The sequence below is a fragment of the Nonomuraea sp. NPDC049400 genome, assembly GCF_044466425.1.
Lineage (GTDB): Bacteria > Actinomycetota > Actinomycetes > Streptosporangiales > Streptosporangiaceae > Nonomuraea.
The window spans coordinates 36,472-52,857 of the sequence record NZ_JBITMP010000003.1 but is presented as its reverse complement, the minus strand read 5'-3'; the positions used below and the strand labels follow the sequence as shown (position 1 = coordinate 52,857).

Annotated in this window: 13 protein-coding genes, 1 other RNA gene and 2 pseudogenes; 8 read left to right on the top strand and 8 right to left on the bottom strand. The window is 68.2% G+C overall.

What is annotated here, in order from left to right:
* Positions 1-96: 96 nt before the first annotated feature.
* Positions 97-669 (bottom strand): TetR/AcrR family transcriptional regulator, encoded by a 573-nt coding sequence (locus ACIBVN_RS04155; protein WP_397132478.1) that lies wholly within the window; start codon positions 667-669, stop codon positions 97-99.
* 111 nt (positions 670-780) lie between these two features.
* Between ACIBVN_RS04155 and ACIBVN_RS04150 the strand changes: the two genes are divergently transcribed.
* The 3 genes from ACIBVN_RS04150 to ACIBVN_RS04140 are packed head-to-tail and all read left to right on the top strand — an operon-like array spanning position 781 to position 4,144.
* Positions 781-942 (top strand): hypothetical protein, encoded by a 162-nt coding sequence (locus ACIBVN_RS04150; protein WP_397132476.1) that lies wholly within the window; start codon positions 781-783, stop codon positions 940-942.
* A 31-nt stretch (positions 943-973) separates the two neighbouring features.
* Positions 974-2,080 (top strand): serine hydrolase domain-containing protein, encoded by a 1,107-nt coding sequence (locus tag ACIBVN_RS04145; protein WP_397132474.1) that lies wholly within the window; start codon positions 974-976, stop codon positions 2,078-2,080.
* A 42-nt stretch (positions 2,081-2,122) separates the two neighbouring features.
* Positions 2,123-4,144: a protein kinase gene (locus ACIBVN_RS04140; RefSeq protein WP_397132472.1), complete on the top strand. Its 2,022-nt coding sequence runs from the start codon at positions 2,123-2,125 to the stop codon at positions 4,142-4,144.
* Positions 4,145-4,749: 605 nt separating this feature from the next.
* Here ACIBVN_RS04140 and ACIBVN_RS04135 read toward each other — a convergent pair.
* The 6 genes and pseudogenes from ACIBVN_RS04135 to ACIBVN_RS04110 form a co-directional block, all read right to left on the bottom strand.
* Positions 4,750-5,826 (bottom strand): hypothetical protein, encoded by a 1,077-nt coding sequence (locus tag ACIBVN_RS04135; RefSeq protein ID WP_397132470.1) that lies wholly within the window; start codon positions 5,824-5,826, stop codon positions 4,750-4,752.
* 47 nt (positions 5,827-5,873) lie between these two features.
* Positions 5,874-6,032: pseudogene (locus ACIBVN_RS04130) on the bottom strand (DDE-type integrase/transposase/recombinase); the annotation flags it as partial.
* Between the two features lie 510 nt (positions 6,033-6,542).
* An RNA gene (rnpB, locus tag ACIBVN_RS04125) (RNase P RNA component class A) lies at positions 6,543-6,930 on the bottom strand.
* 25 nt (positions 6,931-6,955) lie between these two features.
* On the bottom strand, positions 6,956-8,314 hold the full coding sequence (locus tag ACIBVN_RS04120) for a bifunctional RNase H/acid phosphatase (protein WP_397132467.1): 1,359 nt from the start codon (positions 8,312-8,314) through the stop codon (positions 6,956-6,958).
* Complete coding sequence (locus tag ACIBVN_RS04115; protein WP_397132465.1) at positions 8,311-9,051, bottom strand: zinc ribbon domain-containing protein; 741 nt, start codon at positions 9,049-9,051, stop codon at positions 8,311-8,313. Before ACIBVN_RS04115 ends, ACIBVN_RS04120 begins: the two co-directional genes overlap by 4 nt.
* 2 nt (positions 9,052-9,053) lie before the next feature.
* Complete coding sequence (locus ACIBVN_RS04110) at positions 9,054-9,854, bottom strand: Nif3-like dinuclear metal center hexameric protein (RefSeq protein ID WP_397132463.1); 801 nt, start codon at positions 9,852-9,854, stop codon at positions 9,054-9,056.
* A gap of 94 nt (positions 9,855-9,948) precedes the next feature.
* On the opposite strand from ACIBVN_RS04110, the gene ACIBVN_RS04105 reads away from it, so the two are divergent.
* Both ACIBVN_RS04105 and ACIBVN_RS04100 read left to right on the top strand, forming a co-directional pair.
* Positions 9,949-11,379 carry a flavin-containing monooxygenase gene (locus ACIBVN_RS04105; RefSeq protein WP_397132461.1) on the top strand — a complete coding sequence of 477 codons (1,431 nt, stop codon included), beginning with the start codon at positions 9,949-9,951 and terminating at the stop codon, positions 11,377-11,379.
* Between the two features lie 79 nt (positions 11,380-11,458).
* Positions 11,459-12,487, top strand: a complete 1,029-nt coding sequence (locus tag ACIBVN_RS04100; RefSeq protein ID WP_397132459.1) for a dipeptidase — start codon at positions 11,459-11,461, stop codon at positions 12,485-12,487.
* Positions 12,488-12,660: 173 nt separating this feature from the next.
* On the opposite strand, the gene ACIBVN_RS04095 is transcribed toward ACIBVN_RS04100, so the two are convergent.
* Complete coding sequence (locus ACIBVN_RS04095) at positions 12,661-13,053, bottom strand: SSI family serine proteinase inhibitor (RefSeq protein WP_397132457.1); 393 nt, start codon at positions 13,051-13,053, stop codon at positions 12,661-12,663.
* A 123-nt stretch (positions 13,054-13,176) separates the two neighbouring features.
* Between ACIBVN_RS04095 and ACIBVN_RS04090 the strand changes: the two genes are divergently transcribed.
* From ACIBVN_RS04090 to ACIBVN_RS04080, 3 genes and pseudogenes are all read left to right on the top strand, one after another.
* A complete protein-coding gene (locus ACIBVN_RS04090; protein ID WP_397132455.1) occupies positions 13,177-13,920 on the top strand; it encodes a GNAT family N-acetyltransferase in 744 nt (247 codons plus the stop codon).
* 71 nt (positions 13,921-13,991) lie between these two features.
* Positions 13,992-15,428 carry an Nramp family divalent metal transporter gene (locus ACIBVN_RS04085; protein ID WP_349451481.1) on the top strand — a complete coding sequence of 479 codons (1,437 nt, stop codon included), beginning with the start codon at positions 13,992-13,994 and terminating at the stop codon, positions 15,426-15,428.
* A 60-nt stretch (positions 15,429-15,488) separates the two neighbouring features.
* A pseudogene (locus ACIBVN_RS04080) lies at positions 15,489-16,382 on the top strand (zinc-binding dehydrogenase); the annotation flags it as partial.
* Positions 16,383-16,386: the final 4 nt, after the last annotated feature.

Below are 16,386 nucleotides of genomic sequence, written 5' to 3'. Positions count from 1 at the left end.
GATCCAGATCGCGGACAAGCCGAGGCGCATCCATCGGCGGTGGCAGAACACCGAGCGCCCCGCGTCCAGCCGAGCCGGCATGGGTTTCCTTACACGTCAGGCGTTCAGCGATCGTCGCACGGCGGCGTCCACCAGCTCGTGGATCTCCTGCTCGGTGAAGATGTCGGGCAGTGTCAGCCGCTCCACGATGAGCCAGTTCAGCGTGAGGTAGAGGAGCACCACCGAGGTCGAGTCGCCGGGCAGGCCCGACGTGGCGTGGTAGCCGATGTTGGCGTCGATGTCCTGGCGGATGCGCTTGGTCAGCACGGCGCGCAGCTCGGGGCGCCGGGTGGACTCCAGCCGGAGCTCGAGCAGGGCCAGGTAGCCGGAGTTGAAGGCGGAGACCCGGTCCACCAGTTCGTGCATGAGCTCGGCATAGCGGATCTCGTCCTGCACGCCCTCCCGATTACGGGCGATCGTGGCCTCATCGGGCAGCAACCGCTCATAGATGCGTCCGCCGACCTGGGTGAACAGGTCGTCGCGGTTGGCGAAGTAGTTGGAGGCCGTGCCGGGGGGCACAGCCGCCTCCGCGTCGACGGCCCGGAAGGTCAGCCCTCGCGCTCCTTCCCTGGCCAGCACCTCGATGGCCGCGTCGATCAGTGCCTGCCGCCGCTCGGGATTTCTCCGCACCTTGACACCACTCCACTTGTAGTACTACGGTCTAACCACTCCACACAGAGTACTACACCGGGAGTTGACCGACATGCGGAAACTCGACGGCTACATCGGCACCATGCGCCGGTGATCATGGAGCCGGCCGGCTTGACAGAGCGGCCGCTGCGGCCGATCGTCAGCAGCGCCTCCTACGACATGATCCAGCAGACCGGCCAGGCCCGCGCCGAGGAGCGCCGAGCCTGGGAGCATCCCAGCCGGCAGGCGCCAGGCCCGCCCTGCACCCGCTAAGGAAATGATCAAAGCGACTGAAGGAGACGCCATGGCAACGACACGCGACGCCGGAACCAACCACGAGGCGGTGCAGCGCGTACTGGAGGACGCAGTGTCTTCGGGCGCGACGCCGGGCATCGTGACCGAGATCTGGAAGGGCGACTCCCACTGGTTCGCGTCTGCGGGCAAAGCCGACATCAGCACCGGCCGCGAGCGCGCCCCGGAAGAGTTGTTCCGTATCGGCAGCGCCGCTAAGGCATTCACCGCCACCACCGCGCTGAAATTGGTCGGTGAAGGCGTGCTCAGCCTCGACGACACGGTGGCGAAGTGGCTGCCCGGCTTACTCGATGACAGTCACTATGACGGCGACAAGATCACATTGCGGCGGTTGCTGAACCAGACCAGCGGCATCTTCAACTTCTCCATGGACCCGGAGTTCTACGCCAGCGGCCAGGGCGAGGCATGGTACGAACGCCGGTTCAAGGTCTTCACGCCCGAAGAACTGGTGAGGATCGCCCTACGGCATCCGCCCTACAACGCGCCCGGCGAGGCGTTCCGGTACTCCAACACGCAGTACTACCTGGCCGCGATGATGGTGGAGAAGGCCACCGGCGAATCGTACGGCGATGTGCTCGATCAGCTCGTTCTGCGGCCGCTCGACCTGGCCGGGACTTCGCTGCCCACCACGCAGACGGTCATCCCCGGACCGCATCCGGTGCACTACTCCAGGCTGGAATTGCACGACCCAGCGGCACCGCTGCACGACGCGACCGAGTCGAACGAGACCACCGCCTGGAGCGCGGGCGGGATGATCTCCTCGACCGGAGATCTGCTCACGTTCTTCTCGGCGCTGCTCTCAGGTCGGATCCTCAAGCCGGCGCAGATGGAGGAGATGTTCACGACCGTGTCGACCGACGGCTCCGGGTGGCTGCCCAACACCCGCTACGGGCTCGGTGTGTGGGTCGAGCAGAAGCTCGAGAGCGGCGTGCACGTGTGGGGCAACGGCGGCGCGGACTACGGCACGTTCACCCTCGTCATGGGCAGCCGCGACGGCACGCACCTGGTCGCCGGCCACGTGAACACCGACTGGTCCCCGCAAGCCTATGCGGCGTTCCTGGCCATTCTCGACATCGAGTTCGGCGGTGACGGGGGATGAATAAGATTCCGTAGATCCACGGTATTAGTCCAATATTTTCTCATGCCATCGTTCACGCCGCTTATGCCCGGCGATCCCGCGGAGCTCGCCGGTCTGGAACTGCTCGGCAAGCTGGGTGAGGGCGGACAAGGCGTCGTCTATCTGGCCCAGACCCCCATGGGCATATACGCGGCCATCAAGTGGCTGCGTATCGACCGGTCCGACGACGGAAAGAGCGTCGAGCGTTTCCTGCGCGAGGCGGAGGTCGCCCAGCGGGTGGCCCCGTTCTGCACCGCGGCCGTGCTCAGCACGGGCGTCGAGCACGGCCGCCCGTACATCATGAGCGAGTTCGTCGAGGGCCCCTCTCTGGGGCAGGCCGTGCGCGATGAGGGCCCGCGCACCGGCACCGAGCTGGATCGGCTGGCCATCGGCACCGCCACCGCGCTGGCGGCGATCCACCGGGCCAACGTCGTGCACCGGGATTTCAAGCCGGGCAACGTCATCATCGCCGCCGGCGGGCCGCGCGTGATCGACTTCGGCATCGCACGTGAGCTCGATCCGGCCACGATGACCAGCAGCACGCAGATCGGGACGCCCGCGTACATGTCTCCCGAGCAGATCCTGGGGCATGCGGTCGGGCCCGCGACCGACATGTTCTCCTGGGCCGCCACGATCGTCTTCGCGTCCTGCGGGCGGGCGCCGTTCGGCAGCGACGGGACGCATGCCGTGATGAGCCGGGTGCTCAGGCACCAGCCTGATCTGGGCTCGCTCGGCGGGCCGCTCCGTGACGTGGTGCTGCAGTGCCTGGCCAAGGATCCGGCGCAGCGGCCGACGGCCGAGCAGGTGATCATGCGGCTGCTGACGCAGCCGGTACCCAGCTCACACATCCTCCAAGCGGGAACCGAGGCAGCCACCACGGGTTTCGCTCCGGACGTGATGCATGCCGTTCCTGACGTTCGGCAGCAGCAGCTGCAGCGGCCTCAGGAACCGCAGAAGCCGCGGAAGAAAATCCGCAGACCGGTCATCATCATCGCCGCCGCGGCTGCGGTCCTCGTGCTGGCCGGAGTGCCGGTGGTCGTGGCGTTACGGAACAACCTGAACACCACTGCCCACCCGGCAACCACGACTCCGGCGCCGAAGGAGACGACTCAGGCGCCGAAGACCACGGCACCGACCGTCCCCGAGAAGAAACAGCTGCCCGGCGGCTCGATCACGCTCTACGAGCTTCCGTCCGACCCGATCACGCTCACGGCGTACCAGCTTTTCAACAAGAACAAGGACAATTACGCCAGGCAATCGCTGCGGGGCGCGTTCGACAAGTACGCCGGCAACTTGGACACGATGGTCTCCCCCGACGGACGTTATGTCGCGGGACGGCACGAGGAGTACACCTCTGACGACTACGATTCCGTCCTGATCACCGACAGACAGGCGGGCTCCAGTTTCCGGGTGAAGACGGTACGTGCGCCGCTGACCAGCACCATTCGCTCCTGGTCAAAGGACGGTTCGAGGATTCTGCTCAACATCGACAAGCAGGTCAAGGACGGCCAGGGCAAGGAGAAATGGCTCTCTTTGGGCTTCGCCATCGTCGACGTGGCCCAGGCCAAGGTCAAAGTGGTCAACGTGGCCGACGAATCAATACGTGGTTCGGATTTCGGCTGGGACGGCGAGCAGAAAGGCGTGGTCTCCTTCTACGGCAAGGACAAGGGTCTGCGCTTTTTCGACGCCTCCGGCAAGCTCACCCGCGACATGCCAGGTGTCGGATCGCTGTCGGTCGGCGAGCTGAACCTGTTCTCGCCCTCGGGCAAGATGTTCGTGACCGACTGCCCGGATGGCGACGACGGGGACACCTGCATCTGGAACAGCGCCACCGGCAAGCAGGTCCGCACGTTCACCTCTGACTGCGACACGGTGCTGGGCTGGTACGACGAAACGCACCTGTACTGCTGGGAGTTGGACAACGGGACCAACGACGAGATCCAGGTCGTGGGATTCAACGGCAAACTGGTGCGCAAGCTGATGGAAGTGCCGGATGAGCTGGACCTGAGCACCTACTTCACGATCAATCCCGCCAGGGGCTCCTGATCCACCCGTCCTGGCGGCTGTTCGCACGGCAGCCATCAGGGGATGACGAGTCGGCCTGTAGGCCGGGTTCTGATTTCGACAGGTCACGGGTAGGGCTCTTACCGCTGCTGGAGCGGCCTCGGGAGGCGGTGGAGAAGCAAGCTCGGCAGGAGCTTGGTCCTGGTGATCCAGACTTGGCTGAGGCTCTGCACGCGATTATCGAGTGTGCGCTGGTAGGGCGGTCCAAGATTCAAGCCACGCAGCACGCCGCGAAGCGGCTCTTACAGCAGAACGGTCTCTGGCCGACCGTTCGGCACCAACGTCGTAGGTAGCCCTTAAGTGGACTTCTTGCTCCCAAACGAAGTTCCGTGATCGATTGAACTGGGTCTTTGCCCTGATAGACGAGCGTTGAACGTGCAGGGTTGTGCACTGCTGAGCGGGGTAATGCGCTCCTGATGTCCCGCAGTTCGCCACTCAGCGCTCTCCGCCGCACTGCATCTCCCGTTCTCCGCTCGGGGTCATGACCGTGGAGCTGGCGCGCACCGATGCAATATGCGTTAGCAGGCCCTCACCAGGCAGCATCCACGGCACCCGTGGATGCCCGTTGCCATGCCGAGGAAAGATGCCTAGAAGGGGGAGGCGGGAAAGCGCGGCCATCCCTCAACGGTGTGCACGTCGCCGTCATGGTCAGTGATCGTGACCGGCGCATTGACGTCCGCGAACGCGCTCGGGGACAGGTAGCGGAGGTAAACCGCGCTGACGATCGCCGCCGCGACGCTGATCATCAAGGTTGCCTTATGCCCCGCGATCTTGGCTGCCACCTGAGCCGGGGTGTTGAAGCTCATCGTCGCGAGTACAATCCCGATGGCAGTGATCAGGACGATGGCCCCCGCCACCCTGGCGTGAATCTCCTCGGCTCCCTTCATCGCCTTGGCCAGCGTGTCCGCCATGCGCTGGGCGAGCATTGCCTGCCGTACCCCTGCTGCAATGAACTCGGCGACCCGGCGGTCGGCGGTGCTCAAGGCTTCTGAGGACGACCAGACATCCGCCAGCGCATCGCGAACCGCACGAAAGTCGTGACCGAAGATGGCGCGCAGTTGCTGCGCGGTGTGCCCCCACTGATTTACCGCCCTGATGAGATCTTCATCGGAGGGCACCATCATGAGCAGCCAGACCCCCGTTCCGAGAGCGAAGGCCGCGCAGATGTTCCGGGCGGCATACAGTCGCAGTAAGACGGCCTCGTCCATAGTCGCGATGTTCAGCACGACGAACTGAGTGACGGAAGCCGACACGGCAGTGGGGATCATTCCCGCAAACCCGTAGGTGGCTCTCGCGACCTCGTCCACTCGTCCTTCTTCGGGCAGAGGGGTCCATCTCGGGATGTCCCCGTTCGTGCCCGGCGGAGCCTGGATCACCTTGATTAGCCGTCGCACGGCCGCGTTGTCGGCGGCGTAGTACTGCTCGCTGGTCCTACCGAACTTCTCCCCGATCTGCTTGGCCTCCCAGTCTCCGCGGTTCAACTCCTGCATGAACTCGTGGAGAAACTTGTCGTGCTCCTTTCGCTGCCCCTCGCCGAGAATGCTTAGGGCGTTCTCCGGAAGCGCGTACGGTGTCGCGACACCCCGTATCTTCTCCGCCGTGAACAGGAGGGACAGGTGTTCCAGACCACGATGATCGACGTCGAATCCTTCATGCCTTGGCATGTTCGCCTTCCCGCTCCCACTGGAGTTGCTTCCGTTTGATGGACACATCAGGGCTTGCAGTCGCGCAGCAGCATAGTTGGATCTTGGGGGCGCTGGTGGACGGCCATTGCCAACACGTCGGTCATCAGCTCAGTACGCATGTGGTCAGCCATCGCCCAGCCGACGATGCGGTGAGAGAAGACGTCCAAGACGACCGCGAGGTAGATAAGCGGGTTTGAAGACGACGAGCCGCTCTCTGATCGCTCCCCTCTAGCCTGCCCGTCTGCCGTCGTCCCACCCCCGGGGTAGCGGGCCGGCTGCGGGGCTGCCCCGGCCGCGCGTCCGGTGTCAGGGCCGTGATGGAGCGTAGGCGGCCCCGCACCCGGAGCCGGAGCGCCCTCGCCGGAGGCATGCAGTAAGGCCAGCCCTGTGACCGCGCACGCGTGCGCTGATGGGCTTCGCCCCGTGAACCGGGAAGTGCGCCCCCTACGATCAGATCTGTACCGCCGCACGGCGGCCCCTTCCCCTCGTTCGCGCCAGCCGTCCGGCGGTGCTTTTAGCCGTCCGCCGGGAGCGCCAGCGGGAGGCGGCGGCGTGCCGAGACGGCGGCGCGTGCGGCCCCCTCGGGGCAGCTTCAAGAAGCGCTCGGCAGGGCGTTTGGATCATCACCAGATGTGCCCTGAGCGTGCCCTGATCTTGGAGACTTCCCACTCCCTCCCAGATCAGAGGGGGAATTGGTGACGAGTCGGCCTGTAGGCCGGGTTCTGTCCTTCGTGAGAAGGGGCGACCATCCATCTAGGGCCGCCGTTGCCGGCGGCCTCGAGCGGTCTACCCGCGCGGCTCGGGCGGGCAGCCCTCGAACGTCGCGCGCGGAACGCTCCGGAGAGCGTTCCTTCTTGACCTTGCTCCGGGTGGGGTTTACCTAGCCGCCCACGTCACCGTGGGCGCTGGTGGTCTCTTACACCACCCTTTCACCCTTACCTCCCGCCAAGCGGGAGGCGGTCTGCTTTCTGTGGCACTGTCCCGCGGGTCACCCCGGGTCGGCGTTACCGACCACCCTGCCCTGTGGAGCCCGGACCTTCCTCGGCGGGCCGCAAGGCCCGACGCGGTCGCCCGGCCGACTCGTCTGCAAAACTGTACCAAGTCCACGTTAGTCCCGGCGCAGGTGCGAGGTGTCGTTGAACGACTTCACCACAGCCGGGCCATCCGCGTAGTACTCGACCAGCGACAGGCACGCCAGGTCGAGGTGCATGCGGTAGAGGGACTCCAGAGGGGCCATGAGGGCCAGTCTCAGCAGCATCTTGATGGGTGTCACGTGCGAGACCGCGAGGATGGTCTTGCCCTCGTACCGCTCGACCAGCCGTTCTCCCGCCGCCTGGACGCGGCGCGCGGTGAAGGCGAAGCTCTCGCCGCCCGGCGGGGCGGTCTCGGGGTCGGCGAGCCAGGCGGCGAGCTCGGCCGGCCAGTGGCGCTGCACCTCCGTGAACGTGTGGCCCTCCCAGGCGCCGAAGTCGAGCTCCCTGAGGTCTTCGTCCACCTCGATGTCGAGCCCGGTCCGCTGGGCGACCGCCTCCGCGGTCTGTCTGGCGCGCTTGAGGGGCGAGGAGATGATCACATCCGGTCGGTACGGCTCGCGCGACAGCCTCTCCGCGGCCGCCGCCGCCTGGGCCAGGCCGTTGGCCGTGAGTTCGGCGTCGCCCCGGCCCGAGAACCTGCGTTCCAGGGACAGCTCGGTCTCGCCGTGCCTGAGCAGCAGCAGCGAGGTGGCCACGCGGGTGGGAGGGCGCCAGCCGGTGCCCTTGGCGGTGCGTTGCTGGGCCGTGGCGATGGAGGCGGTGGGGGCGGATATTTCGGAAATGTCGCCCGCGTCGAGGAGGTCAGTCTGCTGGGCGACGGGCGGGACCGCGGCGGTGCGGGCCTTCGCCCCGGTGACAGGCGGGGACGCGGCGGTGCGGGCCGTCGCCCCGGCGGCGGTCGGCCGTCCCTGCGCGTCCGCAGCCGTCCCCTCGGCCGCGGACGGTCGTCCCTGTGTGGCCGGTCCGTGGCCGGTTGGGGTGCCGGGCTCGGCTGTGCCGCCGGCCCTCCAGGTCAGGCCCTTGGCGGCGGCGTCCATGGCCTCGTTGGCCAGGCGGTCGGCGTGCTTGTTGCGTTCGCGGGGGATCCAGGTCCACTCCGTCACCCGCAGCCGCCTGACCAGCGCCCCGGCCTCCATGGCGAGCGGGCGCAGGCCTTCGTTCTTGATCTTCCAGCGGCCCGCCATCTGCTCGATGACCAGCTTCGAGTCCATCCGGACGGCCACCGGGGCCCCCTCGCCGGCCAGCCGGAGGGCGGCCTGGAGGCCGGCGATCAGGCCGCGGTATTCGGCGACGTTGTTGGTCGTGACGCCGATGGCCTCGGCCGCCTCCGCCAGCACCTGACCGTCGGAGGCGTCCTTCACGACCGCGCCGTATCCGGCCGGCCCCGGGTTGCCGCGCGAGCCACCGTCCGCCTCGATGATGTAGGAGGTCACAGCCCTGACTCTGCCGTACGTACGAGGATGCGGCGGCACTCGTCGCAACGCAGCACCTCGTCGTGGGGCGCCGCCTTGATGCGGTTCATCTCGGCGATGGACAGGGCCACCTTGCAGCCCTGGCACCGGCCGCCACGCAGCATCGCGGCGCCCACGCCGTACTGGTCCTTGAGCTTCTGGTAGAGCCCGAGGAGGTCGGCGGGGATGTCTCCGGAGACGCCGGAGCGGCGGCCCTGGACCTCGCCCGCCTCCTTGTCGATCTCCTTCAGCGCCTCGTCGCGGCGGGCCTCCGCGGCGGCGAGGGCGGCGGCGAGCTCGTCACGCTGGGCGATCAGGTCGGTGACCTTGGTGTCGGCCGCCTCCCTGCGCTCCATGATCTCCAGAACGACCTCCTCCAGGTCTCCCTGGCGCTTGTGCAGCGAGGCGATCTCCGACTGCAGGCTGGCGAGGTCACGCGGCGAGGTCACGGCGCCGGAGTCGAGGCGCTTCTGGTCGCGGTCGGCACGGGTGCGCACGGCGTCGACGTCGCTCTCCGCCTTGGCCTGCTCGCGAGCCAGGTCGCCGGCCTCGGTCTCGGCCTCGATCACCTGCGTGGCGAGCCTGGCGAACAGCTTCGACCGCTCGTCGATCTCGGCCAGCTCGGGCAGGGTGCGGCGGCGGTGCGCCAGCCGATCAATCACGGAGTCGAGCTCTGCCAGGTCGAGCAGTCTCTTCTGGGCCTCAGGGGCTGCTTTCATGATCAATATCCTCTTGTCCAAGCATCGGTGACCGTGGCGGAGACACGCGTTTCAACGGTAACGCCACTCGAGCGCAGGATGGACGCCGCGCTCTCCAGCCAGGGCCACTCGGTCGCCCAGTGCGCGGCGTCGATCAGCGCGGGCCCGCCCGACTCCACGAACTCACTCGCCGGATGATGCCGTAGGTCCGCCGTGAGGAACACATCGACCCCCGCGGCTTTCGCCGTGCCGAGGAGCGAATCGCCCGCGCCCCCGCTGACGGCCACACGTGTGACGGGGCGGGTCAGATCGCCCGCCACGCGGATGCCCCCGTGCGTGCGGGGCAGGCCCTTGGCCGCCTGCGCCGCGAACTCCCCCAGCGTCATCCCCGAGGGCAGCTCGCCGATGCGGCCCAGCCCGCGCCACGGGTCGTCGGCGAACGGCTGGAGCGGCACCAGGTCGTCGACCAGGCCGACGGCTCGGGCCAGGGCGTCGGACACGCCCGGGTTGGCCACGTCGGCGTTCGTGTGGGCGGTGTAGAGGGCTATGTCGTTCTTTATCAGGGTGTGGATGAGGCGGCCCTTGGGCGTGGTCGCGGCCACGCTGGTGGTGCCGCGCAGGTAGAGCGGGTGGTGGGTGACGATCAGGTCGGCCTCCCACTCCAGGGCCTCATCCGCCACGGCCGCGACCGGGTCGACCGCGAACAGCACCCGCCGCACCTCCTGCGCCGGGTCCCCGCTGACCAGCCCCACGGCGTCCCAGGACTCGGCCCGGGCGGGCGGGTAGGCCGCCTCGAGCACCTCGATCACATTCGTCAACGACACAGCAGCCACCTGCGCAGACTATCGGCCTGGGGGAGGGTGTCGTCGGAACGGCGTTCGGCGTAATGTAAGTGGATCCTGACCTGCGGAGGGCGGCATGTCACCAAGCGTCGCGATCATCGGAGCGGGGTTCGGCGGACTTTGCATGGCGATCCAGCTCGAACGGGCCGGGATCCGCTCGTACACGGTCTTCGAGAAGGCCGATGGACTCGGCGGCACGTGGCGGGACAACAGCTATCCGGGGGCGGGGTGTGACATTCCCTCGCACCTTTACTCGTACTCGTTCGAGAAGTACGCGAGCTGGACGCGCCGTTACCCAGAGCAGCCCGAAATTCTTGGATATCTTGAACATTGCGCCGATAAATACGACGTCAGGCGAAAAATCCGCTTCGGCGCGGAAGTGCGGCAAGCCGTCTTCGACGGCACGCGGTGGCAGCTTACGATCGGGGATCGTACCGAGGCGTTCGACGTGGTCGTCATGGCAGTGGGCCAGCTGAACCGCCCACGCCTGCCCGACATTCCCGGAATATCGGATTTCGAGGGCGCCTCCTTTCACTCCGCGCGCTGGAACCACGATCACGCCCTCACCGGCCGGCGCGTCGCGGTGATCGGGAACGGGTCGTCGGCGGCCCAGTTCATTCCACGCATCGCCGAGCAGGCCGGACACCTGTACGTCTTCCAGCGCACACCCAACTGGGTGATCCCGAAACCGGACGCCGCGTTCGGGCCGCTGACCAGGCTCGCGTTCCGCTTCGTCCCCGGCCTCCAGCGGGCCTACCGCGAGTGGATCTACCGGTACGCCGAAGCCACCCTCTATCCCGCCCTCGCCCAGGGCTGGAGCGCCGATCTGCTCAGGAAGCGCGCCTTGCGGCACCTGCGCGACCAGGTGCCCGACCCGGCGCTGCGGGCCAAGCTCACCCCCGGCTACCCGCCGGGCTGCAAGCGGGTCGTCATCGACAGCACCTTCTATCCGGCGCTGACCAGGAGCAACGTCGATGTGGTGACGGACAGGATCGCACGGATCACGCCGAAGGGCGTCGAGACCGCCGAGGGCCCGTACGAGGTCGACACGATCGTGTACGCCACCGGCTTCAAGAGCACCGAGTTCTTGGCGCCGATGGAGCTCCTCGGGCGCGACGGACGGACGCTGGAGGAACAGTGGAAGGGCGGGGCCGAGGCGTACCTGGGCATCTCCATGCCGAGCTTCCCCAACCTCTTCCTGCTGTACGGCCCCAACACGAACCTCGGGCACAACTCCATCGTCTTCATGATCGAGTGCCAGGTCCGGCACATCATGTCCTGCCTGCCGCACCTGTCGGCCGGCGGGCCGATCGAGGTGCGGCCTGAGGTCATGGCGGCCTGGCGCAGGCAACTGGACGCGGCGATGACGCGGATGGTGTGGGGTGGCGGGTGCCAGAGCTGGTACAAAACGCCGGAGGGCCGGGTGACGAACAACTGGCCCGGCACCACCACGCTCTACCGCAGGCTCACCGCCAAGCCCCCCGCCCCCGCCTACCGCCCCGTCTGAGCCGCCTCTCCAGCCCCAGGGGTCCCGGCTCTGATCGACGCGTTGGAGCAGGCCGGGGCCACGAGATAACGTCCAACGCATGACCCCTTCCCTGCACCAGCGCGCGGTCGTGGCCGACACGCACAACGACCTGCTCATGGCCGTCTCGGCGCGGCCGCCCCAGCAGTGGGCCTCGTTCTTCCGCGAGAGGTGGCTGCCCCAGCTGATCGACGGCGGGGTCGATCTGCAGGTGCTGCCGGTCTTCATCGACGACCAGTACCGGCCCGAGGGCGCGCTGCGGCAGACGCTGCGCATGATCGAGTGCGCACACGTGCTGGCCGAGGGAAATCCCGATCACGTCCGCATATGCCTGGACGCCGCCGACATCGACCGGGCACTCGACGAGGGCAAGATCGCACTGGTGATCGCGCTGGAGAGCATGCCGGGCATCGACGCGAACGTCGAGCTGATCTCGACCGTCCACCGGCTGGGCGTGCGGGTGGCGTCCATCGCGCACTTCGGCCGCACGCCGCTGGCCGACGGCAGCGGCGAGGACGCCACGGGCAGCGGCCTGACGTCCCACGGTGTGGCGGCGCTGCAGGAGATGGAGCGGCTCGGCATCGTCTTCGACATCTCCCATCTGGGTGCCTCCAGCGTGGCCCATGTCCTGGAGCTGGCCACCAAACCCGTCATGGCCACCCACTCCTCCGCCCGGGCACTGCGCGACCACCATCGCAACCTCACCGACGACCAGCTCCGCGCGGTGGCCGCCACGGGCGGCCTGATCTGCGTCAACTTCCTGGCCCCCTTCCTCGCCGAGCGCGAGGAGGACATGACGCTGGACCGCCTGCTCGACCACATCGAGCACATCGTGTCCGTGGCCGGGATCGACCACGTCGGCCTGGGCCCCGACTTCATCCGCGAGGTCATGGACGACCTGACGCCGCCGTGCTGCGAGGGCGTCCACGCGAGGGGAGTCAACCCGAAGTCGGCCGTCGCCGGACTGGAGGGGCCGTCGGGGCTGCCCATGGTCACCGAGGGCCTGCTCGCCCGCGGCCTCCCGGAGAAGGACATCATGAAGATCATCGGCGGCAACGTGCACCGCTTCCTCGGCGAACGACTGATCTGACCGACGTTCGCACGCCCCGCCCAGCTGGCGAGGAATCGGGGCTCACCACGTCCTGTTCGTCATCGAACCCCGAAACGGCGAGTTGCTCACCGCGCAGCACGTGGCGCCATGCCGAGGCTCTCGCAAGGCGTGCCGGAAGCCCCCGCCGGTCGCGGCGGGGGCCCGTGCCAGGCCTATACGAGAGGGCCCAGCTTGCGCTCCATGACGCAGTTGTTGGAGAACTCCTGGTGGAACGAGACGTCCTCGCCGTGCCAGTGTCCGGCCACGTCGGCGGTCACCGGGTCGTAGATCATCGGGCAGGGCCCGGGATCCACGTCGAGGTCCTCGACGCGGCCGTCCACCTCGCGCAGCGCGTCGCACGCCGCCACCGGCCGCGGATGGAGGCCCCCGTCCGGGTCGCAGGTGAGCGTCCTCGCGTACCCGCCGCCTGACGAGGGTCTGACGGCGATGAGCAGCTCCGCGCCCGGCGCGTCGTCGCCGGCGGCGGCGGGGAGCGGGGCGAGGAACGGCGTCGCGCACAGTCCGAGTACGGCCAGCCCGCGAGCGGCAGTCAGCACGAGCGTCATGGGAACCTCCCAGGTCAACGGCCGCCCCGGCACAGGACGGATCTCCGATTGACTACAGAGAGTAGTCTTTCGAGGACTCTTGGCGAAGTAACGCCTTGCGCTCCGCCGTGCGTAAATGGAGAGGTGGGCGGCGGCGTGGTGATCAGGGAGCTGCGGGAGATCGACGAGTTCCAGGAGGTCTTCCGGCTCTTCGACGACATCTGGCAGCCCGAGCCGCACAACCCGCCCGTGACCGTGGAGCTGATGATCGGGTTCGCGCACACGGGCAACTACGTGGCGGGCGCGTACGAGGGCGGCACGCTGGTGGGCGCCTCCGTCGGGTTCAGGGCCGCCGGTGGGGCGCTGCACTCGCACGTGACCGGCGCCGTCGCCGGGCGGGGCATCGGGTACGCGTTGAAGTCACACCAACGGGCCTGGTGCCTGGCGCGCGGGCTGAAGCGGATCACCTGGACGTTCGATCCGCTCGTACGCAGAAACGCGCGGTTCAACCTGGTCAAGCTGGGCGCCATGCCGGAGGAGTACCTGGAGGACTTCTACGGGGACATGGCCGACGCGATCAACGAGGGGGACGCGTCCGACCGGTTGCTGGCGGTGTGGCGGCTGACCGCCCCCGAGCGGCGCGACGAGCCGCCTCCCGCCGAGGTGCTGCTCGCGGACGAGCACGGGTGGCCGGTCGTGAAGGACGCGCGGGGCAACGCGGTGCTGGTGGGGACGCCGGCGGATGTCGAGCGGCTGCGGCGGGAGGACCCGGCGGCGGCCAAGGCGTGGCGGCTGGCCGTGCGCGACGCCCTCGGCGGGCTGATGAAGGCGGGCGGGCAGGTCGTGGGGTTTACAGACCGGGGCGAATACGTCGTGATTGCAGGTTAACTGGCTATTCCACGAGCGTTTCAAGTATCTGTAATGTGGCGGTCAGGCAACACTGAGTCAAGGAGATCCGCATGGCGGAGTACACCCCGACCGTTCCTGCGCGAGTCCTACCATCCGTCACCATCCGCGATCTACCCGAACCTCCCCGATCGAAATGGCGCATCATCGGCCCGGGGCTGGTGGGCGCAGGTGTGGGGCTGGCGTCGGGCGAGTTCATCCTCTGGCCGTACATCGCCTCCCAGGTCGGGCTCATCTTCATCTGGGGAGCCGCGATCGGGATCATCACGCAGTGGTTCCTGAACATGGAGATCGAGCGCTACACGCTGGCCACCGGCGAGACCGCGCTCACCGGGTTCAGCCGGATGTGGAAACACTGGGGCCTGGTCTTCGTCGCGATGACGCTCTGCTCGAACCTCTGGCCGGGCTGGGTCACCACGTCGGCGACCATGGTGACGTACCTGACCGGGTCTGGCGCGGGCAGCGTGCGGTGGATCGCCATCGGCATGCTCCTGGTGATCGCGCTCGGCCTGACACTGGCGCCGGTGATCTACACCGCCCTCGAACGCGTCATCTTCGTGAAGATCGCCCTGGTGGTGACGCTGATCGTGGTCGCGGCCCTGTTCGCGATCAATGCCGACAGCTGGGTCGAGCTGGGCAAGGGCATGACGGTCGGGGCCAAGTTCCCCGTGCCGCCGCTGGAGTTCTCGGTGCTGATGGGCGCCATCGCCTACGCCGGCGCGGGCGGCGGCCAGAACCTCTGCCAGAGCAACTGGATCCGCGACAAGGGCTTCGGCATGGGCCAGTACGTGCCGCGCCTGGTCAGCCCGGTGACCGGGCAGGAGGAGGCGGCCGCTTCGACCGGCTTCCAGTTCCCGCCCACCAAGGAGAACCTGGCCCGGTGGAAGCAGTGGTGGCGCTTCGCCAACGTCGAGCAGGCCTGGACGTTCGGCGTGGTGTCGTTCCTGACCATCGCGTTCATGTCGATGCTGGCCTACTCCACCGTGTTCGGCCGGGAAGGGCTGGCCAACAGCATCCAGTTCCTGCAGGTCGAGGGCAAGGTGCTGCAGGACGTCGTCGCCCCGTGGTTCGGCGTGCTGTTCTGGCTGATCGGGGCGCTGGCCCTGTTCGCCTCGGCCATGGGCATCGTCGACTACACCTCGCGGCTGGCCTCCGACACGATCAAGACGGTCTACCTGCGTGACAAGCCCGTCTCGGTGAACCGGGTCTACTTCTACACGGTCTGGGCCATGGCGCTGATCGGGATCGCGGTCCTGCTGGCGGGCTTCGACCAGCCGCTCATCCTGCTGGTGTTCTCCGCGTGCTTCGCGGCCGTGATGATGTTCGTGTACTCGATCCTGCTGATCATCCTCAACCGGCGGTCGCTGCCCGAGGCCATCAGGGTGCGCTCGTACCGGCTGGGCGCGCTGGTGTGGTCGGTGGCCTTCTTCGGCGCGCTGACCGTGATGGTCCTCATCACGCAGGCACAGAAGCTGTTCGGCGGTTCGTGAGCGAGGCACCGGCGCCCCGAAATTGACCTCAACCGAACTTGAGGTTACAGACTCGGTCGCATGAACGTGATCGAGGTGACGAGGTTCGGCGGTCCCGAGGTGCTGGAGCTCCGGCAGGCGCCGGAGCCGGAGGCCGGCCCGGGGCAGGTGCTCATCGGCGTGTCGGTGGTGGACGTGATGTCGCTCGACGCCCAGTTGCGGGCCGGGTGGGGACGGGAGTGGTTCCCTGGCGAGCCGCCGTTCGTGCCCGGCACCGGCGTGGCCGGGCGGGTGCTGTCGGTGGGCGACGGGGTGGACGACGCGTGGGCGGGGCGGCGGGTGGCCGCGTTCCTGCCCGGCGGCGGCGCGTACGCCGAGCGGGTCGTCGCCGACGTCGAGACGGTCGTCGCGGTGCCCGACGAGGTGCCCCTGTGGCGGGCGGCCGCGCTGATCCAGGTCGGGCCCGCGGCCCTGAGCCTGGTGGATGCGGCCGAGCTGAAGCCCGGGACGCGGGTGCTGGTCACGGGGGCCGGCGGCGCCCTGGGGCTGCCGATCGTGGGGCTGGCGAGTGCGGCGGGGGCGCATGTGACGGCCGCCGCCCGCGGCGCGGCGAAGCGGGCGGCGGCCCTGGACATGGGCGCGGCCGAGGCCGTCGACTACGACGGGCTCGGCGGTCCCTTCGACGTGGTGTTCGACGGGGTGGGCGGTGCGGTCGGCGGCGCCGCGTACGAGCTGGTCGAGCCCGGCGGCACGTTCTTCGCCTACGGCGTGCCCAGCGGCTCGACCGCCCAGATCAAGCCTGGGGCCGCGCGGGTGGTGGGCATGGAGCAGGTCCAGTTCGCCCCGGAGGAGTTCCGGCGGCTGGCCAGGCGGGCACTGGAGGACGACAGGCTCACGACCGTCGTGGGGCTGGCCGTACCGCTGGAACGGGCGCGCGAGGCCCACGCCGCCCTGGGCAGCCGCGAACTGGTCGGCAAGG

Excerpts from the sequence above, each read along its gene's own strand:
- ACIBVN_RS04145 (WP_397132474.1), top strand. The coding sequence starts at position 974 with ATGGCAACGACACGCGACGCCGGAACCAACCACGAGGCGGTGCAGCGC.
- ACIBVN_RS04140 (WP_397132472.1), top strand. The coding sequence starts at position 2,123 with ATGCCATCGTTCACGCCGCTTATGCCCGGCGATCCCGCGGAGCTCGCC.
- ACIBVN_RS04135 (WP_397132470.1), bottom strand. The coding sequence starts at position 5,826 with ATGCCAAGGCATGAAGGATTCGACGTCGATCATCGTGGTCTGGAACAC.
- ACIBVN_RS04115 (WP_397132465.1), bottom strand. The coding sequence starts at position 9,051 with ATGAAAGCAGCCCCTGAGGCCCAGAAGAGACTGCTCGACCTGGCAGAG.
- ACIBVN_RS04105 (WP_397132461.1), top strand. The coding sequence starts at position 9,949 with ATGTCACCAAGCGTCGCGATCATCGGAGCGGGGTTCGGCGGACTTTGC.
- ACIBVN_RS04100 (WP_397132459.1), top strand. The coding sequence starts at position 11,459 with ATGACCCCTTCCCTGCACCAGCGCGCGGTCGTGGCCGACACGCACAAC.
- ACIBVN_RS04095 (WP_397132457.1), bottom strand. The coding sequence starts at position 13,053 with ATGACGCTCGTGCTGACTGCCGCTCGCGGGCTGGCCGTACTCGGACTG.
- ACIBVN_RS04085 (WP_349451481.1), top strand. The coding sequence starts at position 13,992 with ATGGCGGAGTACACCCCGACCGTTCCTGCGCGAGTCCTACCATCCGTC.